The sequence below is a fragment of the Paenibacillus lactis genome (genome assembly GCF_017873605.1).
In the GTDB taxonomy this organism is placed as follows: Bacteria; Bacillota; Bacilli; order Paenibacillales; family Paenibacillaceae; genus Paenibacillus_AQ; species Paenibacillus_AQ lactis.
In genome coordinates, this window is the sequence record NZ_JAGGKI010000011.1 from 170,676 (window position 1) to 195,188 (window position 24,513).

General features: G+C 51.6%; 19 protein-coding genes. 7 read left to right on the plus strand and 12 right to left on the minus strand.

The features are described 5' to 3' along the window. Positions 1-54 precede the first annotated feature (54 nt). Together J2Z18_RS20060 and J2Z18_RS20065 are read left to right on the plus strand one after the other, a co-directional pair. Positions 55-1,194: a phosphodiester glycosidase family protein gene (locus J2Z18_RS20060; RefSeq protein WP_007130268.1), complete on the plus strand. Its 1,140-nt coding sequence runs from the start codon at positions 55-57 to the stop codon at positions 1,192-1,194. A 260-nt stretch (positions 1,195-1,454) separates the two neighbouring features. Then, on the plus strand, positions 1,455-1,856 hold the full coding sequence (locus J2Z18_RS20065; protein ID WP_007130269.1) for an Imm7 family immunity protein: 402 nt from the start codon (positions 1,455-1,457) through the stop codon (positions 1,854-1,856). A gap of 196 nt (positions 1,857-2,052) precedes the next feature. Here the strand turns inward: J2Z18_RS20065 and J2Z18_RS20070 are convergent, their stop codons facing one another. The 5 genes from J2Z18_RS20070 to pxpB form a co-directional block, all read right to left on the minus strand. Next, positions 2,053-2,415, minus strand: coding sequence for an NIPSNAP family protein (locus J2Z18_RS20070; protein WP_007130270.1), 363 nt, complete (start codon positions 2,413-2,415; stop codon positions 2,053-2,055). A gap of 106 nt (positions 2,416-2,521) precedes the next feature. Further along, positions 2,522-3,154, minus strand: a complete 633-nt coding sequence (pcp, locus tag J2Z18_RS20075; RefSeq protein ID WP_028407148.1) for a pyroglutamyl-peptidase I — start codon at positions 3,152-3,154, stop codon at positions 2,522-2,524. Positions 3,155-3,261: 107 nt separating this feature from the next. Next, a complete protein-coding gene (locus tag J2Z18_RS20080) occupies positions 3,262-4,020 on the minus strand; it encodes a LamB/YcsF family protein (RefSeq protein WP_007130272.1) in 759 nt (252 codons plus the stop codon). After that, positions 4,017-5,021, minus strand: a complete 1,005-nt coding sequence (locus J2Z18_RS20085; protein WP_210095204.1) for a 5-oxoprolinase subunit C family protein — start codon at positions 5,019-5,021, stop codon at positions 4,017-4,019. Before J2Z18_RS20085 ends, J2Z18_RS20080 begins: the two co-directional genes overlap by 4 nt. Before the next feature lie 13 nt (positions 5,022-5,034). After that, positions 5,035-5,739, minus strand: coding sequence for a 5-oxoprolinase subunit PxpB (gene pxpB / locus J2Z18_RS20090; RefSeq protein WP_210095205.1), 705 nt, complete (start codon positions 5,737-5,739; stop codon positions 5,035-5,037). A 318-nt stretch (positions 5,740-6,057) separates the two neighbouring features. On the opposite strand from pxpB, the gene J2Z18_RS20095 reads away from it, so the two are divergent. Then, positions 6,058-6,237: a hypothetical protein gene (locus tag J2Z18_RS20095; RefSeq protein ID WP_007130275.1), complete on the plus strand. Its 180-nt coding sequence runs from the start codon at positions 6,058-6,060 to the stop codon at positions 6,235-6,237. 89 nt (positions 6,238-6,326) lie between these two features. Here the strand turns inward: J2Z18_RS20095 and J2Z18_RS20100 are convergent, their stop codons facing one another. Then, positions 6,327-7,058, minus strand: a complete 732-nt coding sequence (locus J2Z18_RS20100) for a metallophosphoesterase family protein (RefSeq protein WP_007130276.1) — start codon at positions 7,056-7,058, stop codon at positions 6,327-6,329. A gap of 380 nt (positions 7,059-7,438) precedes the next feature. Here J2Z18_RS20100 and J2Z18_RS20105 point away from each other — a divergent pair, with 380 nt between their 5' ends. The 3 genes from J2Z18_RS20105 to J2Z18_RS20115 all read left to right on the plus strand — a co-directional run bounded on the left by J2Z18_RS20105 (position 7,439) and on the right by J2Z18_RS20115 (position 10,576). Further along, the gene (locus tag J2Z18_RS20105; protein ID WP_210095206.1) at positions 7,439-8,695 is read left to right on the plus strand and encodes an ABC transporter substrate-binding protein; all 1,257 of its coding nucleotides are present in this window, start codon (positions 7,439-7,441) and stop codon (positions 8,693-8,695) included. A 79-nt stretch (positions 8,696-8,774) separates the two neighbouring features. Then, complete coding sequence (locus tag J2Z18_RS20110) at positions 8,775-9,737, plus strand: carbohydrate ABC transporter permease (protein WP_007130278.1); 963 nt, start codon at positions 8,775-8,777, stop codon at positions 9,735-9,737. Positions 9,738-9,754: 17 nt separating this feature from the next. Then, on the plus strand, positions 9,755-10,576 hold the full coding sequence (locus J2Z18_RS20115; RefSeq protein WP_210095207.1) for a carbohydrate ABC transporter permease: 822 nt from the start codon (positions 9,755-9,757) through the stop codon (positions 10,574-10,576). A 145-nt stretch (positions 10,577-10,721) separates the two neighbouring features. Here J2Z18_RS20115 and J2Z18_RS20120 read toward each other — a convergent pair whose 3' ends face one another. Then, positions 10,722-12,323, minus strand: a complete 1,602-nt coding sequence (locus J2Z18_RS20120; RefSeq protein ID WP_210095208.1) for an MDR family MFS transporter — start codon at positions 12,321-12,323, stop codon at positions 10,722-10,724. 180 nt (positions 12,324-12,503) lie between these two features. Here J2Z18_RS20120 and J2Z18_RS20125 point away from each other — a divergent pair, with 180 nt between their 5' ends. Continuing rightward, a complete protein-coding gene (locus J2Z18_RS20125) occupies positions 12,504-13,733 on the plus strand; it encodes an aminopeptidase (RefSeq protein WP_210095209.1) in 1,230 nt (409 codons plus the stop codon). A gap of 301 nt (positions 13,734-14,034) precedes the next feature. Here the strand turns inward: J2Z18_RS20125 and J2Z18_RS20130 are convergent, their stop codons facing one another. The 5 genes from J2Z18_RS20130 to J2Z18_RS20150 form a co-directional block, all read right to left on the minus strand. Beyond that, complete coding sequence (locus tag J2Z18_RS20130; protein ID WP_210095210.1) at positions 14,035-17,934, minus strand: lamin tail domain-containing metallophosphoesterase family protein; 3,900 nt, start codon at positions 17,932-17,934, stop codon at positions 14,035-14,037. 1,214 nt (positions 17,935-19,148) lie between these two features. Beyond that, on the minus strand, positions 19,149-19,709 hold the full coding sequence (locus tag J2Z18_RS20135; protein WP_007128378.1) for a DUF1697 domain-containing protein: 561 nt from the start codon (positions 19,707-19,709) through the stop codon (positions 19,149-19,151). A 343-nt stretch (positions 19,710-20,052) separates the two neighbouring features. Then, positions 20,053-21,453: a protoporphyrinogen oxidase gene (locus J2Z18_RS20140; RefSeq protein WP_210095211.1), complete on the minus strand. Its 1,401-nt coding sequence runs from the start codon at positions 21,451-21,453 to the stop codon at positions 20,053-20,055. A 471-nt stretch (positions 21,454-21,924) separates the two neighbouring features. Continuing rightward, complete coding sequence (locus tag J2Z18_RS20145; RefSeq protein WP_210095212.1) at positions 21,925-23,364, minus strand: extracellular solute-binding protein; 1,440 nt, start codon at positions 23,362-23,364, stop codon at positions 21,925-21,927. 90 nt (positions 23,365-23,454) lie between these two features. Then, positions 23,455-24,510 (minus strand): alpha/beta hydrolase family protein, encoded by a 1,056-nt coding sequence (locus tag J2Z18_RS20150; RefSeq protein ID WP_210095213.1) that lies wholly within the window; start codon positions 24,508-24,510, stop codon positions 23,455-23,457. Positions 24,511-24,513 lie beyond the last annotated feature (3 nt).

Sequence of the window (24,513 nt, forward strand, 5' to 3'; positions counted from 1 at the left end):
GTTGAGCTCAAGCCAACCGAAACAGACATAGAGAAAAGGAGTTTAGAAAGAACCATGAAAAGAATCCTCTTACTCGTCATCCTCGCCATGCTTATGGTGGTGACCCCATTGAACGCGGCTTCCGCTCCGAAAATGCTTGCCTATGTTGACAAGAACAACCAGTCCTTTATCCCAGTGTCCCTCCTTAAGACCTTTGAGGGCATTCAAGTGTCCTACACAGCTGCCGAAAAGAAGCTTCGCATAACAAAAGACAATAAGCAGCTTACCCTTTACTTGGGGAGCAGGACCGCGTACATTGACGGCAAAAAAACGCAGATCAAGGCAGCCCCGTTCTCCGAGAACGGCATCACATATGTACCGCTTCAGTTTACCGCTCAGCAATTAGGCCTTGCGTTGAAGTGGGAGCCTAACCGTACAGCCTTGCAGATCAAAGACGGAGCAACATCTGCTTCGAATACACTGCCGGTGATGTCGGGCAAGCTCGTTTCGAATACATTGAAGCCGGTCACTTCGGCGAAGAAAACATTCAAGGTTGGTTCCCGAAGCTTCAGCGCCCAGGTGGTAACCGTCTCCCTTCTGCATCCGAAGGTGGAGCTTGGCGTGGCCCTTGCCGGCAATAAACCCGGCAAAGTCGAGGATTTGCGCAGCCTTGCGAAACGGAATCAAGCGGTTGCCGCCATCAACGGAACCTACTTCGATGCCTATACCGCCGGTGCTTATAAAGCGCCTTACGGCTATCTCGTACATAACGGCGCCATTCTGCACAAGGCCCCAGGCGATAACCGGACGATCTTTACCTACGACCGTAATAATCTGACCCAGATGATTCCGGGTCTGGACTTCAAATCGGAATATGAGCAAGGACAAATGAAAGGGGCTCTTCAAGCTGGCCCCCGTCTGGTGAAGGACGGCAAAGTTTCGCTGAACGTCAAGAAGGAAGGCTTTAAAGATCCGAAGATTCTAACGGGTGGAGGCGCACGAAGCGCACTTGGGATCACGAAGGATCATAAGCTTATTTTGCTGACAACAGGAGGGGCAACCATTCCCCAATTGGCGGAAATCATGAGGCAGGCCGGAGCCTACCAGGCGATGAATCTGGATGGCGGCGCATCCAGCGGGCTGTATTACAACGGCTCTTATCTTACCGCACCCGGCCGTCAGATCAGCAACGCCCTTATCGTAAGGTTGAAATAACGCCCCATAGGGCTATTACGCTTCATTAGGACAAGTGCTTGATCGGGCAATGCCCGCACCTAGAGCATTGAACAAGGCTCCTCGAATAACCGGATCACGTTACCGGACCTTCGAAGGAGCCTTTTCTATTCCTGTAGGATTTGTATCCTTCCTGCCTATTTGAGCCGATCTGCTTTCCCTCATGCGTACCGCGAGAAATATGTTTCGACATTAAGAAGGTGGGTGTAAATATATAGGAAAACGATGCGAGGTGAGAAGCAATGTATGAATTTCATGGCTGGATTACCATTCAAGTGACAGCTTCGAAAGCCGAGCAGGAACAACTGGAAGCGATCATTCCGAAAATACAATTAAAGATTACGGAATATGCTTGGGGAAGCGGCCTGCTGTCTCTCAATGCCGCATGCGGATGTTACTATCTGCATGTTGGAGGGTTTACGAAGGAGAAAGGTCCAGAAGCCGATGAAATCTTGTCGTTGTACCGTTATATCGGGGAGATTGCCCCTGGATCATACGGACTGCTGTATTCCAGGGATGACGAGAATCAGGAAGGTGAGGACAACGAATTTCGGGTGTTGGTGCTTGCGCGCGGGCAGCTGAAGGAGCAGCGCGATCCTTTCCTCTCTCCTTGCATCCCTGTTATTGAAGACGCATTAAGTTAACCGGCAGGGTAGTACGAGCGCAGCATCCCCTCCTTCCATCTTAACCAAACAAACTTTCATTCATTGTAAACTTCCTAAGCCGATGATCCGGGAGCCTTCGAATTAAGTTTGAACGTAAAAAAGGACCATCAAAAAATGCCGATTAAAGGATGGTCCTTTATTGACTAATACAGTTTTTATGAGCTGAGCAATCTCTTTATTTTGCTGAAAGGATTGTATTTTCGACTGGAACCGTTGATTCGATAAAATCTTCGTCAATGAAATAAAACGCCTTTTTTAGATTCTCTCTGCCTCCCATTTTTTCAAACCACTTCTGTACACGTTCAACGTGCTCGTTATCACTTCTAACATTATTCTCTATTTCTTCGTAAGCTTCGAGACTGTCATATTGCCATATAGCAAAAATCTCCACATTTCCTTCCTTATTCGGGGCCATCCATCTTCCAACTAATCTTGCACCATACTTTAATTGCGTCGTTAATAGAGTGCTGTTAAAATGCTCATTAAACGCCACTGCGATACTTGCGTCAACCATGTACTTTTTTCTTCGGTAAATCATAAGTTTATAGCCTCCGCTTTAATTAATTTTACACACCAGGCAAATTTAATGCATCCATTTCCATCCCCCAAGACAACAACCCAAGCCGGTTCAGAAAAGCTTACGGTTATTCCGTCAGCTCATCGATCGTCGTTCGAACAATGACTTTAAGCGCTCGAAGCATCGTATCATGGGACAGCGTCGGCAGCCCCGGCTTCTCCAAGGCCATCTCCGTCGATGCCGGAAAATGAACGAAGCCGGCGAGGATTGGCAGCTGCCGCTTCCGGATCTCGTTCAGCACCGCATACATGGTGTTATTACAAATATAAGTGCCTGCCGTATTGGATACGGCTGCCGGAATTCCAGCTTCCTTCATCCGATTCACCATTGCACGGATCGGAAGGGTCGCGAACAGACCGTCCGGGCCCTCCGGATCGATCGGCTCATCCTGCGGCCTCGCCCCCCGGTTGTCCGCGATCACGGATTCGGGCGGCACATCCTTGGTATTTATCGCGATCCGTTCAGGGGTAACCGCGGTTCTTCCTCCCGCCACCCCGCAAGCGATAACTGCGTCCGGTTCAAATGTACGGACCTCCTTCAGCAGGAGCTCGGCGCACTCGTCATAATGAACCGGCAGCAGGACCGTTCGGATTTCCGCATCCGCGAAACTTTCGTTTTTGATATCGTTAATCAATCTTTCCGTCGGGTTAATGGCGCTTCCGCCAAAGGGCTCGAAGCCTGAAATCAGTATTTTTTTCATTGGTCATATACTCCTGTAATCCATAATGTATATTATCTCACGAGTTCTTCATGATTGAATGGCGTATGATCTACGGTATACCTGTATTGAGGTGTTGGAAGCCTTATTTAAAGGATCGACTGCACTCGCACCCCTTCCGATTCAAGCCGGGTACGCAGGGTACGTGCGAATACCGGCGCATGCGGACTGTCGCCGTGAATGCATATCGTATCGGCGACGATCGGAATGATCTTGCCGGACTGCGACATGACCACGCCCTCCTTGACCATCCGGAGGACTTGCCGGACCGATTGCTCCTCATCCGTAATGAGGGCGCCGGGAAGGCTCCGCGGCGTCAATGTTCCGTCATCCTGATAGGTGCGGTCGGCAAATACTTCGCTTGCCGTTCGAAGCCCCGTCCGCTTGCCGGCATCCACCAGCTCGCTGCCGGCGAGCCCGTATAGGATTAGCCCCGGATCGATTCGATGGACGGCGCAAGCTATAGCCTCGGCCAGGGGGCGTGAAACAGCCGCCATATTATACAAGGCACCATGGGGCTTCACATGATGAAGCTTTCCACCCTCTTGAAGCGTGATAGCCATCAAGGCCCCCATCTGATACGAAACCATATCGTATGCCTCATCCGGCGTAATGTCCATTCTTCTTCTTCCGAAGCCGACCAGATCTGGCAGGCCCGGATGCGCACCGATCGACGTTCCGTGCGCGATCGCTTGGCGTACGGTAAGACGCATGACCGAAGGATCGCCGGCATGAAATCCGCAGGCGATATTGGCCGAGGTGATGCATTTCAGCAGCTCGCTATCCGATCCAAGCCGGTAGGTGCCGAAGCTTTCTCCCATATCGCAGTTAAGATCCACTTGGATCATGGAACCACTCCCTCTATTTTTCGCTTGATCATCTCACGGACGATGGCTAGCTCGCGCTCCCGTTCGTCCCGGAGACGTTCTGCCTCACGGAGCGTAATCTCCCTGAAGCGCAAGGTTCCTCCTGGCTGGAGCTGCGCGACCAGCGGGATATCGACCGAAGCGATCTGCGCGATTTTCGGATAGCCTCCGAGCGTCTGCCGGTCCGCCATGAGGATAATCGGCTGGCCGTCTGCAGGCACCTGAATCGTGCCCAAAGCAACGGCTTCCGACACATATTCCTTAGCCTTAGTCAGCCGCAGATCGGGGCCTTTCAATCGGTACCCCATCCGGTCGGATTCGGGACGGATCCGGAACGGTTGATGGAAGAAGCCATGCCGGCTGACTTCGTCAAAATCCTCATATTGGCGCCCCGGCATGGCCCGGACAGTTACCTCCTGCCCGGTTGCCGGAATCTTCCCCGGCAGCGCAAACCATCGCGGCGCATAGAATGCGCCTGTTATTGTAGAACGGTCAACCGATCGGTTCGAAAGCCGTGACGGGTATGTGGACAAACGGTCGCCTGCATGAAGCGGTCGTCCCTCCCATCCGCCGATGCCGGCCCGCAAATAGGTGCTGCGGCTGTCCATAACCTTCGGGACGTTAAGCCCTCCCGACACGGCGAGATATGCGCGGCATCCGAAACGGACTTGTTGAAACGTGAGGACACTATCCCTCCGGACATAAACCGGTCGCCACATCGGTACAGGCGTATCCTCGATCCGCGGCGACAAATCCCCGCCCGTAACGGCAATCCATCCGTCCTCCTCCATCCGCAGCGAGAATCCGGACCACGTGATTTCGAGCGCAGCCGCTTCGTCCGGATTGCCTACGAGCCAGTTGGCGACACGATGGGACTCCTTGTCCATAGCACCGGACGTAATGACTCCGTACTTGCCATAGCCAAACCTTCCAAGATCTTGAACGGTAACCAGCAGCCCCGGCTTCAAGACGGTTAATCGCATAGCATCACTTCCCTTAGTCGATCATATTCCGCCGGTCAATCGGCCGAAAACGAATGTACTGCCCGCACTGCAGCAAAGTCGGAGGCTGCCGGTCTGGTCTGAACAGGGCGAGCGGGGTACGGCCGATAATTTGCCAGCCTCCCGGCGTTTCGATCGGGTAAATGCCCGTTTGCGTGCCCGCGATCCCAACAGAGCCAGCCGGGATACGCGGTCTGGGCGTCTGTTTTCGGGGAGCGGCAATACGCTCTGGAACACCGCCGATATAAGGAAAACCGGGCGCGAACCCGATCACATAAACCAAGTAATCCTGCCCCGAATGCAGACGGATGACCTCATCGGCCGTTATTCCGTTATGCTCCGCCACGATCTCCAGATCCGGTCCATAATCACCGCCATAACAGACTGGAATATCCACTACCTCCTGGATGGAACGTTGCTTCCCATTTTCTTCATCCGCTTTAAATCGTTCTTGCAGCAAGGAGCACACATAGTCGAATGTGGAACTCGAATCATCCGGTTTCTGAACCGTCAAGGGGTCGTAATAAATGCTTAAGGTGGTAAAGGAAGGCACGCACTCTATAAACCCCCGAAAAGGATTCCGTTCCACCCGCTGCGTAAAGTCAACGACCCGCTGATGGACCGCATCGGTGATCCCATCGCCTAACTGGACAAGAACGGCAGCATCCCCGAGCGGGTGCATCGAGTAGGACTTGCTCATCTTCTCATTACTCCATTCCATATGTACTGCCTTACGTACGCCTGCAAAAGCTAAGAATACTCCTATGATAGCAGATAAACCGCTGCCCGTTGAGCTTGAATTCTGCATCCAATATGAAATTACGAATGTTCTTCGCTACTTACGAAAAGAACAGCGCCTGAAATGATGATCAAAGCGGTTTCAACCTACCCCAAGTACATTTTTCGTTAATGTCCCCGGGTCGTGATTCGGTAAGGGTAAGAAACATGTGGTAATTTTGGTATAATTTCATCCCAGCATTGGAATCCTACATTTGTCCACGATAAAGGAGGTGCCACAATGAGCGAAACAAACCACAATGGCAATCAGCCGACTAAAGCCGAAGTACAGCGTACGGAGCTGAACAAAATGCCGGTTCCGGGTGATTTTGAAACCGGGATTTCCGAAGAGGAAGTTACCGAAGCATTCAATCAGCAGCAACAGCCAAGCGCCGGTCAGCAATCCGACAATCAATCATAATAGAAAAGCCTGAAACAGCCCCGCACCGGATTTTTGCATCATCGCGAAAATCGGTGCGGGGCTGCTTGTATTTTTTCGATTCGCTCGCCTTAAGATTTGCGGCCCTGATAACGACCGGTTCGAAGCTCAATAATATACCCTTCCGGGGAAGGCATGCCCGATTGCAGCGCATCCTGCACTGCCTGTTCTATATCATACGGAACACGTATGAACTGAATGTTTAACGGAGCACGGTCTTCGCTCCCAAGCTCTCCTTCCATAATACAATAGGAGGCTTCGCATAGCTCAAGTGGGTTGCCGACGCTGCCGGTATTAAACAGGATCTTCCCATCCAGGTGGTGAATAAACGCGTTGTGGATGTCACCATAACCGGCGACGTCGGACTCTTCCCGGGTTTCACACAAATCCGAGGCCTCAAACATCGATAACTGCTTCCCCTTATCGTCCCAGGGTTGTATCCGCTCATATACACTTCGAGGGGAGGCATGAAACAGCCGGATCCGTTTGCCGCTCATTTTGAATTCAATGGTGCACGCAAGTCTGCTTAAGTACTCGAGCCGCTCGGCCCCCAGCTTGTTCTGATGCCATTGCAGCACCGGATTGTCCGTTTCATTCCCGATAAAGTCGTCCCAGTTGCCCTTAATCACCCGATCGCAACGGCTCCGTATCAGATCGACCGCTATATCCCCGTCCGGGCCTTTGCCGACGAGGTCGCCGAGACAGAAGATCCGGTCCACTCCCCGCCGGTCCATATCGTTCAGAACGGCCCGAAGTGCAGGAATGTTGCCATGAATGTCGGATATAACCGCAATAGTCGCCATAGTTCTAGCCCCCTAGAAAAAGTAACTCGAAACACACAACCAGCAATCGCTCATGCGCTGTTGCTCTATGTAGAAGGAATATAACAAACTTGCCAAGCAGGAGCAATAGAAATGCAGTCTAATGAACCTTCGCCGCAGCAGCTCACCCTATAATCAAACGTTTAAGGGTTGCTGCGTCTTGCGGATTAGCATAACGTTTCACCTGCTTCATGGACTCCTTTATCTTCTCTAAATCAATTCGATTTATGTCTCCATATGGAATGTTTCAAGGGTTCGTCTACTATTTATATAAGTAATAACCTTACTTTTGCTCACATGAGCGAGGTAGCTGAATACTATTTAATCATCAACGACTTCACCGCGTTAGGAGGCCGACGATCGTGAACATTCGCAGGACGGTATGCTTAGGACTACTCATGCTGATCATGGTGATCAGCGGTTGCGCCGGTACGACACCGACGGAGAAAACGAAAACGCTTACGCTCTGGTACTGGAACCGAAGCCTGGACGACGACCTGATCAAAGCAGCAGAGCAGCAATTTCCCGGCATCCGAATCGATGCCCAAAAAATCGGAGGCGATTTCAAATCCAAGCTCAAAACAACGCTCGCTGCCGGTTCGGGAGGACCGGATATTGTCGCCTTTAATGACTGGGTTGCCGAGCTGTTTACAAGCTCCGACCGCTTCTATGACTTGTATGATCTGGGAGCGCAGCAAATCGAGCAGGACTTCCTGGAATGGAAGTGGAGGCTCGGCGTAACTCCAGGAGGAGAAATGATAGCGCTTCCGATTGACACGGGGCCGACAGCGCTATTCTATCGTGCGGATCTGTTCGAGGAGGCAGGCCTTCCATCCGATCCGGATGAGGTCCATGAGCAGCTGGCGACCTGGGATCAGTATTTCGAGGCCGGGCAGAAGCTGCAGGAGCATTTTGATAATAAAGTAAAAATGCTGGATAACATCAATAACATCTATAACCAAGTAAACGCCCAGTCGGACCGGATCTATTTTAATCCTGATGATACGTTTATCGGGGATACAGCCGATTCCTCCATGAAAACGGCATGGGATTTGGCGGTGAAAGCGGCTGAGATGAAGCTGAGCGCCAATGCCAGCACCCAGTCCTCCGAATGGAATGCCGCGATGAATAACGGGCGGATCGCTTCCTTTGTCGGGGCGGTATGGATGAAAGAAATCCTGATGCAGGCTGCTCCGGATACGTCGGGCAAATGGAGAGTTGCCCGGGGGCCGGGCGGCGACGGCAACAACGGGGGCTCCTTCCTGGCGATCATGAAGACGAGCAAATATCCGCAGGAAGCGTTTGATGTCATCCGCTGGATTCAAAATCCGGAGAACCAGATTCAATCCTTCGATAAGATGAATCTGTTCCCTTCCGCTACGAAGGCGCTGGACGCCCCTGTGATGAGCAAGCCGGAGGCGTTTTTCGGGAACCAGGCGACGGGTGAAATCTTCTCCGCCTCGGCGATGAACGTCAAGCCAGCCTATTTCGGCGGTAAACACGGCAATCTGAACGGCATTGTCAGCCGGGAGCTTTCCTCCGTCGCCTTGGAAGGCAAGAACCCGGATAAAGCCTGGAACGACGCGCTCGCGCGGGTCAAGAAGGAGCTTCTGCGCTGATGGCTCCGATACGTAAAGAATCGCCACGGCTGCACCGCGGACACGCATATCCCATCGGATTACGGGAGGTAAACACAAGATGAAGAATTCCATGCTGAATCACCCTGCTCCTCCGGAACAAAAAGCTGTTCCTAGTCATCCCCGGCCCAAGCATCGGTTGACGTCTGAGATATGGAAGCATCGTAAGGAGTACTTGGCCATCTCGCCCTTTTTCATCGTATTTGCCATCTTCGGTCTGTTCCCGATCGCCTTCTCGATGTTCCTGTCGTTTCAGAAATGGGACGGCATCGGAGAAATGACCTTTAACGGCCTGAATAACTATCAATTCATGCTGACCGATCCCGAGTTCTGGAAAGCAGTCGGAAACACCCTGCTGATCTGGGTCTACTCGACGATCCCGATGCTGTTCTTCGCGCTGATCATCGCTTTCCTGCTGAACGCAGCGTTTGTGCGCTTTCGGACTTTTTTTCGAATCGGCTATTTTCTTCCCAATGTCACCTCGCTCGTTGCCGTCGCCATCGTCTTCGGAACGCTGTTCTCCAACAATTATGGTCTGCTTAACTACGTGCTATCCCTGTTTGGCATTCCTTCCGTCGAGTGGCTGAACAAAACATGGGGCATCCAGCTTGCCGTCTCCGTTATGGTGATCTGGAGATGGGTAGGCTACAACGCCATCATCTATTTGGCAGGGCTGCAGAGCATCCCGTCCGTGCTGTATGAAGCCGCCAAAATCGACGGCGCTTCGGGAATCCAGGCCTTCTTCAAAATTACCATCCCGAACCTCAGGCCGATCATTCTGTTTACGGTTATCACTTCGACGATCGGCGGCATGCAGGTCTTTACCGAACCGCAGGTGCTTGTAGGCAATGACGGCGGTGTCAGCGGCGGCGGGCTCACCATCGTCCTGTATTTGTACCGGGAGGCATTCGTGCACAACTACTTCGGATATGGCGCTGCTGTCGGCTGGGGAATGTTCGTGCTGATTGCGCTCTTCTCGATCCTGAACTGGCGAATGGTTCAAGGCAAGCCTTCCAATGACTGATGATAGGGGTGAATCTCATGCTGAAATGGAAATCCATATTGCTGCATCTCGGGTTAATCGCCGGTTTGATCATGTCGATCTTCCCCTTCTATTGGCTTCTCGTCATGGCGACACGCACCACTTCGGAAATCTACAGCTTTCCGCCGAAACTGTGGTTCGGCCCTCATCTTTTCGATAATATCGCGAGAGTTCTGAGCAGCATCGACTTTTTCGGAGCCTTCTGGAATACCTTGTTCGTCGCTTCCGCTTGCACGCTGCTGGTGCTGTTCTTTGATTCACTCGCCGGCTTTACCTTCGCAAAATTTAATTTTCCCGGCAAAAAATGGCTGTTCGTCCTGCTCCTCGCAACCATGATGGTTCCGGCTCAGCTGTCGCTCGTGCCGTCCTTTGTCATCATGGCGGAATTCGGCTGGGTGGGAACTTATAAAGCGCTGATCATCCCGGGCATGGTCAATGCGTTCGGGATTTTCTGGATTCGCCAGTATGCCCAGGAGTCCGTGCCGTCCGAGCTGCTGGACGCCGGAAAAATCGACGGCTGCGGCTTTTTCCGCCTCTACTGGAATATTTCGCTCCCGATATTAAGGCCGGCATTGTCATTCTTGGCTGCCTTTACGTTCATCGGGGTTTGGAACGACTATCTGTGGCCGCTCATCATCCTGAACGATGAGAACAAGTTCACGCTTCAGGTGGCGCTCTCTTCCTTGAACGGCATCTATACCACCGACTATTCCATGGTGATCGCCGGTACGCTGCTCGCGGTCATCCCGCTCATCGTGATGTTCCTGTTCATCAGCAAGCAGTTTATATCCGATATTGCCGCCGGGGCAATTAAGAGCTGACCCTATATTAAAAAAAGACTGCCCGGCAGGATCACAGATCCGGCGGGCAGTCTTCGTTATAACTGAAAGACGTTTACATTCAGCTGTATTCGTTAAATATATAAGTTGAACAAATGGATGGATGTCAACTCATATCTTTGTTCCGTTAATGTGTGGCTTCAGGCACTGGGCCTCCTAACATTCGATCGGAATCCTCGGCAGCCCCCTTCTCCTTTCCAGGGTAAACCTCCGTCTCATCTTTAACCTCGGCTGTTGCATCCAGCTTCTTCGGTCCCATCAGCATCGCTGCAGTCAGCGCCAGCACGGCAGGAATGATCGCCCAGGCGAATGTGGCGGCGATGGAGGAAGCGAGCTGTTCCGAAATGGGCTTCAGCAGATCCGTCGGGATGAGGGTGCGGGTATCCGGCGAAAGGAGGACATGCGGGTCCGAGAGCGATAACCCTTCCTTCAGCAGATCCTTGGTTCCTTCCCCGGTTGTCAGCGACTGCTGAAACGTCCTGCTCTGGATCAGGCCAAATACCGTAATGCCAATCGTCATTCCGACGGAGCGCGTAAAATTAAAGGTTGAGCTTGCCATCCCGCGCTTGGTATAAGACAAACCGTGCATCACGGCCGTACTAAGCACCGAGAATGAGCCGCCGATGCCAAGACCGATCAGGATCATATACAAGGTAACGATGAATCTGTCGGATTCCGCCGTCAACGTGGAAGCCAGCACCATCCCGCCCGCAAACAACACAAGGGTCGGAATCATAATGTTGCGATAGGATACCTTGGTCATCAGAAAACCGCTAACGGTCGCGGTAATGACGGAGCCGAGCATCATCGGAAGCAGAACGAGTCCGGAGCTCGTGGCGCTTCCGCCGAGCACGCCTTGCACAAATATCGGGATATAAACCGATGCCACGATAAATGAGCCCCCGCTGAACAATCCGCATAGTACGCTGGTCGAATACAGTTTATTTTTGAACAAGCCGAATGAAATGATCGGTTCCTTCGCCCTTCTCTCCGCCAATATGAAGAGCACGAGCATTACCGCCGCTGCCGCAAACAAGCCTAGCAGCATCCACGAATCCCACGCCAGCTGCTTGCCTCCCAGCTCCAGCGCAAGCATGAAACAAATGACACCCGTCAGCAGGGTAACAGCGCCAGCCCAATCAATCGGCTGCTTGGAACGGGCATGCGATTCCCGGTAGAACCCGGTGACCATGAGGAACGCAAGAACGCCCAGGGGCAGATTAATATAAAAGACCCACTGCCAAGCGATGTGATCCGTGATATAAGCGCCTGCAAGCGGTCCGGAAATGCTGGATAAACCAAACACCGTACCGAACAGCCCCATCAGCTTGCCCCGCTTCTCAAGCGGAACCGTATCATACATGATCGCGAACGTAATCGGCACTAGCGCACCGCCGCCAATGCCTTGAACGGCCCGGTAAATCGCCAGCTCCGTGATCGAACCCGCCGTGCCGCAAAGGACCGAGCCCAGCATGAACACGATCATCCCGAAGATAAAAAACCTTTTGCGTCCATACATATCCGACAGCTTGCCGAAGATCGGCATGCCGGCCAGTTCTGCCACCATGTAAGCCGAGGTGACCCATACAAAATGATCCAGCCCGCCCAGCTCACCGACGATATTGCCCATCGCTGTAGCCACTATCGTATTGTCCATCGACGCCATCAAAATACTGAGGAGAAGACCGGCAAGCACCACGGATAGCCGGCTGGTTTGTTCTTTTTTCACTTCTCATACACTCCTTCTCGAATAAGCTTCAACTTTTACTAAGTACAGTGTACAGGGGGATATATGACAGGTGAGTGTCACACTTTATCAAGATGATTATAAGTTGCGATGTGAACGGTGCTAGCGTTCGCCGCATCGTGGTAGAATAAGAGTGCACATCAGAAATGGAGGCTTCTACATATGGACATTTTCGAGAAAAATTTGGAGAAGTACGCGGAACTGGTCGTGAAGGTCGGCGTTAACATACAGCCCGGCCAGGTTCTGATCGTCAACGCACCGATTGAAACGGCAGACTTGACCCGGCTTATCGTTGCCAAAGCCTATGATGCCGGCGCCAAGTACGTGCAGGTCGACTGGGACGACGAGAGGGTCACCCGAATCCGGTACGAGCATGCACCGGCCGATTCCTTCGGGTACTATCCGCAGTGGCAGGCTGACGCGATGGAGCAGCTCGCAGCAGGCGGCGGCGCGATTCTTCGCATCAAGGTGCCGGATCCTGAGCTGTTCCGGGGCATCGACTCCGTCAAAGTATCCACTGCCGTCAAAGCCGCAGCGGTGGCGAACGAGAAATACCAGGCCTACGTCCGGAATAACAAAATCAGCTGGTCCCTGATTAAAGCGCCGACCCGCGCCTGGGCCGATAAGGTATATGCCGATCTGCCGGAGGAAGAGCGCATCCCGGCGATGTGGGATGCCGTATTCCGGATGAACCGGGTATACAGCGACAATCCGGTTGCCGCATGGCGCGAGCATATCGCCCAGCTGAAGGAGAAGCAGAACCACATGAATGCCAAGCGCTATAAGAGCTTCCACTACCGCGCTCCGGGCACGGATCTTCATATCGATATGCCGGAAGGCTATCGCTGGCTCGGCGGCGGCGACGAGAATGAGTCCGGCGTCTATTTCGTTGCCAACATGCCGACCGAAGAGATCTATACGATGCCCCATCGCACCGGGGTCAATGGAACGGTCACCAGCACCATGCCGCTCAATCTGAACGGCCGTCTGGTGGAAGGCTTGAAGCTGACCTTCAAGGACGGCAAAGTGGTCGAGTATGATGCTGAAGCCGGCCGCGAACATCTGACCACCTTGCTCGAAACGGATGACGGGGCCTCCTATTTAGGCGAAATGGCGCTCGTCCCGCATGATTCTCCGATCTCTAAGCTGAACCGCGTGTTCTACAACACCGGAATCGATGAGAATGCTTCCTGCCACTTTGCGCTGGGCAGCGCCTATCCGGTTAACATCGAAGGCGGAACCAAGCTGAGCAAGGAGGAGCTTGTTGCGCACGGAGCCAATGTCAGCCTAACCCATGTGGACTTCATGGTCGGATCCGCGGAGCTCGATATTGACGGCGTGCTCGAAGACGGCACGATTGAGCCGGTCTTCCGCGGCGGCCGCTGGGTGTAAACTGCAATAACCAGAAATCGACAACATGTTTGAAGCGAATCTCAGTACTTCGCACAGTAAGCATTATGTGTTATGAATTCGTTCGATTGCATGAACAAAAATAAGGCCCTGTAATTTTAATATTACAGGGCCTTGATTTATGCCACGTTTTACAATCCGCCACCGGATTATCGGATATTAGGGGTTCCGGCGCTATGCTGTGCCGAACAGCGCATGAATCGCATTTAGTGCTGTACGATCCCTAGAATCGGTTGCACCTGCCGGGGAAGACATCTTTTTATTAAATAGACGAACTTCCTTCTCAAACAGCTGCTCCCTCTTCCAAGTGAGTTTCGGTTCCCTCCTCAAGCCCGGTTTCTGCTTCCGCTTCCGTTCCCTCTTCAGCCTCGGCTCCTGCCCCCGCTTCAGCTCCCTTTTCAGCCTCGGCACCTGCTTCAGCTGCTGTCTTAACGGTTAACGGCTCACTCGGCTGTGATTCGATATCCTCGGCATTCACTGCCGTGACGGTAAACTTATACGCCGTTTCCGGAGCAAGTCCGGTTATCTCATATACGCTGTCGGTAACAGTAGCCTTTCGTTCGCCGTCCATGTATACATGATATCGGATGGTCTCATCTTCCGCGCCTTTTACCGGCTCCCATTCAAGCTGAACCGAGGAAGTGGTCACCTTCTGCGCTTTAAGCTTGGATGGAGCGGCAAGCTTGGACGACTCACCGGTAGTTGTAAACGTCCAGACGTCGGAAACGGCTCTGCCGCCAAACTCGTCTTCGGCCACGACATACCAAGAGTACGTTCCATTCGCTTCAAGCCCTTCCCAGCTCTGTGCGACTTCCGCACCGCTTGCAGCCTTTTGAGGCGTGCCGATCGCAGTCCCCTTCAAATGATTCACTTGAATGGAGTCCGTAGCTACACGCTTCAGTTTCGGCTCAAGATCCAGATCAATCGTGAATTCGTCAATGCCCGGCTTCGTATAGTAGTTATACTTATCCAGGTATGGCGAATACGTGTTCACGATGATTCGATCGCCTTCGGTATCAAAGTGCAGCAATCGCAAGTAACCCATTCCGCCCTCGGCGTGTCCTTGATAATCCGCAAGCATTTGATAGACTGTACGATCCGGCGTGCCGTCGCCATTATCGTCCAATTCGCTTTTGAGCATATTCGCGCCCGTGTAGTGTCCGCTCAAGACGGCAACGACATTCGGGTTTGGTACAACGACTTCTTCATACAGCTTGTTGCCTACGGCCGAGCGTGTACCGTTCGACAGCAGGTAATCGTGGAAGTTGAGGAATGCGATGCGATCCGGATACTCGGCCAGCACCTCATTCATCCATGCAATATCCTCATCTTCGATGCCCCAGCCCATATGCATCATGATGAAGTCGTTGCCTTCAACGGAGATAAGATCATAATGACCGCGGTTGTCCTTATAGGAGCCGCCATAGTATGGCTGATCCTTATAGCGGTTCTCTCCGAAATATCGGCTGTATGTCGTATAATCCCAATCATAGCTGCCGACATCATGATTACCAGCCAGGACGCCGTGCGGCAGATCCGCCTGTTCCAGCATGCTCATGTATCCGTCGGCACGCTCCCATTGATACTGGGCAGCCGGATCATTCACGATATCGCCGGTGTGGAACAAATATTTCATATTCATCTCATCGATATTATTTACGATCCAATCGAACTGCTGCTGCTGAATATGCGGATACAGCTCGGTCAGGAATTGCGTGTCGGACACCCAGACGAAGGTATAGTCATAATCGCCGCGGGATGGGATTTCGTCCTGAACGATAATGTCCGCCTTATTATCCCTAATGTATTCCGAGGCCGCCAGTTCCCCGCGAAGGGTAAAGTCATCCTCCGAAGCCGCGATATGCTTCGTAATTTCCGTCCACTTGCCGGCAGCATGGTTCCAGGCATACATCGTCACCTTCCGGCCGGCAACCGTATGCCCTTCCCACACCACCTCTACCTGATCGCCAGGTTCAACCGCATGCTCCAGCTCTACATTAAATCTTAAGTATGGAAACTTGGACGTCGAATCCAACGTGACATACTCGTCATTGGATTTCGAAATCCGCTCAAGCTCTTCCTGGCTTAGCGCTTCCTCGCCTTCCGGATGCCGAACCTTCGGCGGCTCCTCATCGCTGGCATGCTTGGATACGGTAACCCGTCCTTCACTGAGCGAGTCGTAACGGTAAGCCTGGTGGAAAGATACTTTGAGCTCATCATCTGTCGGGTCACTTACCTGAACCTTTAACTCCGGCTGTAATCCGTCAACAGTCTCCCCATCTGCAGGAGACACGGGAACAGGCGCGTTAGGGTGCTCCTGCGGCGTATGGAAGGTGACGGTCTGTTCCGAACGATTGCCGGCCTTATCGGCTGCAGCAACGACCAGCTGATGTGCTCCCGGTTGTAATGCTGCGGAAGAGGTAGCATAAGGAACATCAATCGGTTGACCGTCCAGCTTGGCCTGCAGCGTATCAATGCCGGATACACTGTCACTCGCGGTCACATTGATGGTGAAGCTTCCTTTGTACTCCTTGCCTTCTTCAACACTCGGAAGAATGCTTGGCCCTGCATTGTCCACCAGCACTGTTGCTGTTGCGGTTTTCTTTTTGGCTTTCAGCATGACGTTGTGGGGTCCGTCCGCTGCCTGTGTCGTATCCCAAGCATACGATACTGCGGTTAATCGGTCTGCCGGAATATCGAAGGTGAAATCGACATAAGGCAGAAACCGGCCGTCATCACCCAGATCATGCACAAGAGCCGGGTCGCTGTAGTTCGGGTCACGAAGCTCCGTTCCATCGCTCAGCAGGAGCCGGACATTGCGGGCGTTAAAATCGTCCATGTTGCCTGTCGGCTTATCGTCCTCGAAATATGTCTTGTCATTATCCCCCGCTCTGAGGGTGATGGTTTGGAGGCCGCTGGACAGCCGCTCCGGCTCAATCGGTACAACGATCGTCTGATAGCCATCCATATCGGGCTCGGTCCGGTGCAGCACATCCTTGCCGATCGTTACCGTGTTGACGCCATCGTCGATACCGTCGCCCTCAAAGACAAAATATGCGGGGAACTCCATAGCCGGTGCGCCCTGCACCAGCTTCCCGTCAATATAGAGCTCGAGCTCTTGTGCCGGCACCCGATCCGACGATCCGCGGATATAGGCCGTTCCGCCAAGCAACTCATTATCTTTTACGTTCAGTCGCTCTTTTGCAGAGCTGCCTGTCAGATCAACCTTATACATCCTGCTGTTCTGTTCTTTATACGAGTCGGACACCGTAAAGAAATACTCCAGCTTGTGATGTCCCAGCAGCTCAAGGAACGGAATGGTATACCGGTAACCTTGTTCGCTTTCTTGAAGCTGCACGACCTTGACTTCCTCTTCCCCGTCTACCCGATACGAAAGCGCTAATGTAGTTATCGGGTAATCACTGCTAAGCTCCGCGGCAATGTCCACGTCTTCCCCCGGCGAAACGACGCTTGTCTCCGTACGATTCACGACGGAAGGAAGCTTGGAATTTTGAACATGCACCGGCTCCGAAGGAACGATGGAGTGCTGCAGACTGCCTGGCGTCGCTTTGTGCTCACGATAGGAGATGCGCTGCATCTTGATGCTGCCGTCCTCGGGGTATTTATAAAAGATGCCGAGGTCCTCTTCATTCTGAACTTCTCCGTCATTATAGAATGCAGACACCACCGGACGGCCGGTGTTCGTGACAACGACCAGCTCCCTCATACGGGAGTTGGACATGCCTCCGGAGAATATTTTAACGATATCGGTATTTTCCGTCAGATTTGTGCCGTAATTTCGATTAAAATCGTCGACCGTTGCTTGATTGTTCTGACCGTTGATGATCCAGAAGACGAGCGTGCCTCCAGGCTCAATCATTACCTCATCGGGAACATGGGCCCAAAGGGTATCACTCTCTAAGTAGCGGTACCGAAGCTTGTAATGACTGAAATCGATCACTTGATCCGTGTTGTTGTATACTTCGATAAACTCGTAGCCGTCCGCCGTTCCTACATTCGTCGAATCCGGCACGAGCTCCGTGATTAACAGCACCGGCATCCCGCTTGATGGTTGGCCCGGTCTGGCCGAAGCTTGTCCGTAGCCTGAAGCAAACCATCCTGACATCACCAAACTTACGATCAAGAGACATGACAACCAACGATTCCTAACGATCTTTGACATGGAAAACCTCCTAAAATGATGTAGTGAACAATCAATTCAGTTTCCCAATTCTCCAGGTCTCCATGGGATCTCCAAATTTTTAAAGCGCTTACACAATGATTCCCTCGCTTATCACGTGGATTGGATTTGACCGGTTGTTCGCCCGCTTATCAAATCCTAGGCATATCTGAAATTCATCACCTCCCAGATTCATAATTGCATATTTCAGCGTCTATTTAAACAACTTTATGTAAATTTTGATAAATGATCAGAAAGTCTCAGTAACCAACGAAATTACTAGTCCTTTTGAACAGGACATCTTCGGATTTCTTCCGGTGATTCCGTGTATAAAAGTCTACTTGATGTGCGTAGCGTATTTGCTTTCGTATTATTACATTTATAGTTTTTCCGACTACTGTTAAGGGAGTGTTAAAGTATTTCTCGCGTTATATCGAAATTGTCTCATGCTAAATACATAAATTTCCCAACGCTGCCTAACTATTGATCTGGTTTAGGTGTTTATATTTATAACTTAATTCCAAAACTACTTATTTTTTTGGAATAAGCCCCGTTCAATAAATACTAGGAGGGTGAATCCATGAAAAAATCCATTCTGCTTTCCATAGGAATAGCAGCTGCTCTATAAAGAACCGACAGAAGTTACCGATATCAATGGTCATACCGTTGTATATGTGGATGGTGAACATAGAAAAGCCGCACATTTATTGATGAACGATCATCTGTTCAATGTCTCAGCTACTATTGGAGATCTTGATGATCTAATGAATGTGCTCAAACAAATTCAAGAGTTTCAATAGTGAACCACCAGCCATCAATTTCGATTCCTTCAACCGTTCAACCCGTTCCGTATACTCGCAAAAAAAGATCCTGCGACAATATGTGCAGGATCTTTATGTGGGAAGCGGTCAATATTCCTTAATTACTATGCAGCTACTTTCCAACTGCTAGGGTGCCTTGCCTGAGAAGTAACGAAGAAATCTCGCTCTTCTTCTCCTTTTACGAGTGTTCATGGCGAATCAACTTCCTTTCGGAATGACATTTCTGTTCTTCCGTCCGTCGATTGACATTTCCACTTCCCACTTGTTATAAATGTACCCGCTCCACCAGGAATGAATCAGGTCTATTCAATTTTTTTGACAATGCGACATGCCTAAATAAGAGATATTCAGTGCATCTGGTCACGCAAAGCGATCATCTCAAACTCCGGACATCCATTAAGGCTTCATCGCTGCCGCCAGCTGTGCCAGCTTGTTCGTTGTCTTCCAATTGCGCATCGTAACCGGCACGCTCAGCTTCTGCAGCTGATTGGTCAGCTTCGAATCTCTGGCGCTTTTCTTAAGCAGCAAATAAATATTGCTGCCTATACAACGGATCGTTTCTTCCTCGTTCGCAGCTGCAACGAGCTTGTCCACTTCTTCCTGCGAAGGGGCATCCGGCAGCATTCCTACATAAAAGCTGACGAAAGCCGAAGCTTCATCCGCTTCCTGTATCATCGCTTCCGAGAAAGGACAGCTCCGAATGATGTCCTCCATTTCCTCCCCTGTTCGAAATATGACCGAAATGGAGTAACCGAAGGCCTCGCGGATTCCATTCTCAAATAATTCCTTCAGCTCGGTCTTAGATTTGGGCGATTCAAACAATACATTACCGCTCTGTATATACGTCTGGACACGGGACAGACCGAGGCCCTCGAGCAGCGTTTTTAAATCGGCCATTTTGATTTTATGGTGTCCGCCGACGTTGATACCCCTCAGCAGTGCAATATAGATCGTCACTTGAAGCACTTCCTTTCGTGCAAGGCTGCAAAACTAGTTCGTATCGATGCTATTTTCCAGACTTCATTTGGTTTAAACATATTATAGATTTTATCCGTTCGATGTACACGCTTTTCGGGATCTGCTAATGTGATGTCCGACCGAGCCAATTCACTGATTATGGTAATAAACGTATCTAGCAGCCAAAAGGTTAGCTATGAGGGGAAAATTAGTCTGACGATAAATTTGAAGTTGATGCTCAAGCCTTCTTACTAACCAAGCTCAACCTGTACTTACATAAAAAAAGCCCCAGCGAACGATTTCTCACTGGGGTGTAAGAGCATGATGCTTGGGTCTAAAACGATTAACCTCGAAACGAGTCCTCCACCCGTTCCATAATTAGACCAGCCGTGCGCTCCCCGTTCGCAATGCAATCCGGGATGCCGACGCCGTAGTACGAACATCCGGCCAGCAGCACGTTAGGGTAATGCCTTGCCATTGCTTCCTCCAGCGACTTAACCACATGGCGGTGCTTCAAGTGATAGTTCGGCATATTACCCTGCCATTTGGTGACCTCGCATGTAACCGGGCTCGCATCAATCCCTAGGCTCCGCTTGATATCGTCTAATGCGACCTGCTTCAACTCGTCCTCGGACATGCGGATCAGTTCGTCGTAATGGAGACTGGAGCTCTTGTAGAACAGCCGCATCAGCAGGCGCTTTTGGCTTGAGGTATGCTCCCATTTCCGGCTCGTCCACGTGCAGGCATCGCATTTCAGATCCGTATCCTTAGCCGTAATAAAACCCGTCCCGTCATAAGGAAGCTCATTGTCTTCAATATCAAATCCGAGGTAAACGCTAATCAGCGACTTAGTAAGCAGCTGATCAAATTCTTCAGCCAGCTTCGGCTCCGGCAGCAGTTCTTTTGCCGACGAGCCCAGCGTGGCAAGTACAACGTAATCCGCCTCCAGATTCTGACCGTCCGCCAGAGAAACGGTATAGCCGCTCCCTTTCTTCTCCAGCTTCGATGCCTGAACGCCTTTAAGGATTTGCGCATCGGAAAGATGCGTTTCCAGTGCATCTATGATTTCGGAAGCTCCATTCTTAAAGGAAAGGAACTTCTTGCCGGAGCCTAAGTATTTGTGGCGATTTTCAGCCAGTCCTCCCATGATGCTTCCATAGGTATTTTTGTATTCCAGCAAATACGGGAAGGTTGAAGCGATCGTCAAGTCATGCAGCTCCCCGGAGTACACACCCGATATCACGGGAGCAATCTGGTTACGAACAAGCTCCTTGCCAAGAAACGCCTCCAAAAACTGTCCGAGCGAATCGTCCTTGCTGAAGGTCTCGTTCGGCATATAATAGTCCTTAAGAGCCTCTACCTTTCCCTCGGCGGACACAAGCTCGCTCTCGGCCAAGGACTTCAGGCTAAGCGGTATACCGAACACACTTTCATCCGGGATCTTCTTCAATCCCTTATTCGTATAAATAAACGACGTTCCCGTGGCATTGTATACCACTCGATCCGTCAAGCCGAGCTCTTCGAGGAGCGGAGCTACATTGGTTTTGCGGGCTACGATGGAATCCGCGCCGGTCTCCATAATAAATTCACCGTCATGGACCGTACGGATTTTGCCCCCCAGCGTATCGCCGGCCTCGACCAGCACCAGCTTCATGTCACGGCCGGCATGCTGCAGCTTTTTCTTCAAATAATATAATGTGGACAGACCGGTAATACCTCCGCCTATAACTACGGTAGTTGTCACTGAAATACACCTCGAAATATGTAAAGTTGAAATCGTTACCCCTGTCTCGCTTTGCTTCCACTTTCCCATTGTATCCAATTCACTAGTATATCATAGGAAATACCGGACGGACCTCGTGTATTCCCTCAATTGTGTGAACAGTTTGCCGGTCCCCATGCCCCTTATATCCCAGAAAAATACAAAAACTCCGCGAGGTCTCTCGCAGAGCTTTGTAAAGCGGGAAGCGGTTTTCCATCTCACGCAATATTAAAATTGCTACTCAAGGTGTTCCTTGGGAACGATTCAGGCGTGGCCTTCCTCATTCCCTACTCTGTTGTCCATGGGTATCAACATCCTTTCGGTTAGCTGACAATACGTCATGTTATCCGTCTGGTGATGATCAATTCCACTCCCCACTTAGGATATATATACCCGCGTGATCTATAATGAAACATTCACAGCGAATTCATAGTATGCCCGTAATTAGGTCATTCATGGTTTAACGGCGGATGCCTCAAGCCGCTCATTAAACAGGGACTCCATTCGGCTGCAGGTATCCGCAGGTGTCTCCATTCCCGCCCACAGCAGATTCAGCTCATCAAATAGCAATTCGATTTCGGACTGCGTCAAATTGAGCGTATGCAGCGGATAGGCATGTGGCAGCACATCCAGGTAGCAGTTGTAATGCTCGGGATGAATGGCCGGGTCAAGCAGTGCATCGTCCTCCGCAGCGGACCGAAGGACAGGAATCGTGCATCCGTATTGCTTGATCAGCCGCTGCCCCTCATCGCCTGTCATATAATCGACCAGCTTCTCGGCTACCTGCCGATGGCTGCTGCGCGCATTGATCGCAAGCCCCCCGCCGAGCAGAAGCGTAGCCGGCTGCTTGCCTCGCGGAAGCTCCATCACGTCCCAAGCGATGGAATGATCGCGGAACTCGTTCATGAAGTAATACGTCGACATGATCATGGCCACCCGTTCCTTCATGAAGAGTCCCTCCGCCAAATGACTGCTGCCATGCGCGTAGATCGGCGAAACATGCTCCTTATACATCAGGGACAGGCAATACTCCAATGCTTGAATGTTATTCTCATTCGCCATCGTGCTGCGGCTGCGGTCGCTCTTCATGATTTGTCCATTATTCTGGAGCAGGAAGACGGGCCAGCGGTTGGACGAGGCGGAGAAGCAGAAGCCGTAATGCTCCACCATCCCGTCCTCATCCGGTGCCTTCGTGCACAGCTTCGCCACGCGGAGCAGGTCGTCCCAGCTCTCGAGCGGCTGGTATTCCTTGATCCCGTATTTCTCGAAAATCGACCGGTTAAAGCAGATGACGACAGGCGAGAAGATGAATGGCGCCGCCAGCATCTGCTCCCCTTGCTGGAACAGCGGGAAAACTTCCGGATAGCTGACTCCTTCCTCAAGCAGATGAGGGGGAATATAGCCGGTCAGAAGGTCGGTACGGCGGCTCTCTACCCATTCTCTGGAGTGCATTTCGGACATGACGAATACGTCCGGTCCCTGCTCCTCATCCATCGAATGAATAAGCGTGCGGGTATAGTTCTCCTCCGAATACAGCATCAGCTCCACCTTAACGAACGGGTATTTCTTCTCGAAGGATGCAATGATTCGTTTCACGATTTCAATCTCATAGGAAGTGGAGAACCAGGCCAGCTTAATAACGACCGACGTTCGGTCCTCGTCCGGAAGCTTGACGCGATTGCCCTTGCCGGCAATCTTCTCGATTAGCCCCTCATGGACAAGCTCATCAAGCGCCTTACGGATGGAGACCCTGCTCATTTCGTATTTCTGGCTCAATGTGTTCTCCGGTAAAATAAACTCTCCCGGCGCAAGTGTCCCGCTTACGATCTCATTCCTGAGATCCTGCAAGAAACGCTCATAGCGTTCATGAAATTCATTTCTTCTACGTAACAATATATACCGCTCCTATACATGTCTATGAATATCAGTATAACATGCATGACATAAGGATTCCAATCATTGTCATTTCAGACTTGCAGCTCCTTAAATCAGCAAATGAGCGTCAAGAAAACGGTATGCTCTTTCACGTAGATCCGGCGGGAAATCATGTCCTTCCGTCCCCAGCCAGCATTCGAAATCAGCCTCGCGGCCCAAACCGCGGTATAGCTTCATGAGCTCGGCAAGCCCGAGCGTGTTGTCCAGCCAATGCGGGAAAATGGCATCTCTCATGCCGCACCACATAAACATCGGCACCGGAGCAGCCAGTGCTGCGATCTCATGCCATTCAAACGGCGGGTCCCCTTGCTTCATCACCTCGGTGAGGCCGGCAAAATGCGAGAACCAATCCCGCTGCCCCCATCGGTTCGGTTCCGGATCTCCTTGAAACATGGAGAAGCCGCAGCTGGAGGCAACCGCCCGGATCCGCGAATCCATGCCTGCCAGAAACCAGCCGTTATATCCGCCGAGGGAATGGCCAATAACACCGATCCGGTCGGGACGAACAAGCTTCATGGATGCGAGCACATCCACGCCCCGGATATGATCGGCCAGCATTTTGCCGACAACCGACCACGATGGAAACTGTCTATAGAACGGAGCCGTTTGAAAAGGTCCTTCGCCCTCGTAGATTCTCTCGCCGAATGTTATGGAATCGGGAGCTAGCACGATATAGCCTCGAGACGCAAGCTCTAATCCGTACCTGCGATTGTCCCTTCCCGACGCAAGGGCAACATCCGACTTCCCGACTTCGGTCGTCGGATGCAGCGCCAGCACAGCCGGCCGCGGGGCGGAAGCGGTCACACTGCGGGGTAGCAGAAGGTACGCATGCACCAGATCCCGGTCCTTGGTTTCATACCGGATATACTGACAATAATGATCCTCTTCTTCCTTCTCGCTTAGTACCGTATATGCGCTCTCATTTAACACTTCGCTATCATACATATTCTCAAGCGGCGCATCGCCGAGCGTGCGCATCCAGACGGACTGAATTTGCTTCCGCTTAGCCTCCCAATCCGATTTTGTCGCCCCGCCGTCCAGCAGTGGAGCGACCTTGCTTACATCATGAAGCCCTTTATTTGATAATCGCTGAATCTCATTCATGGC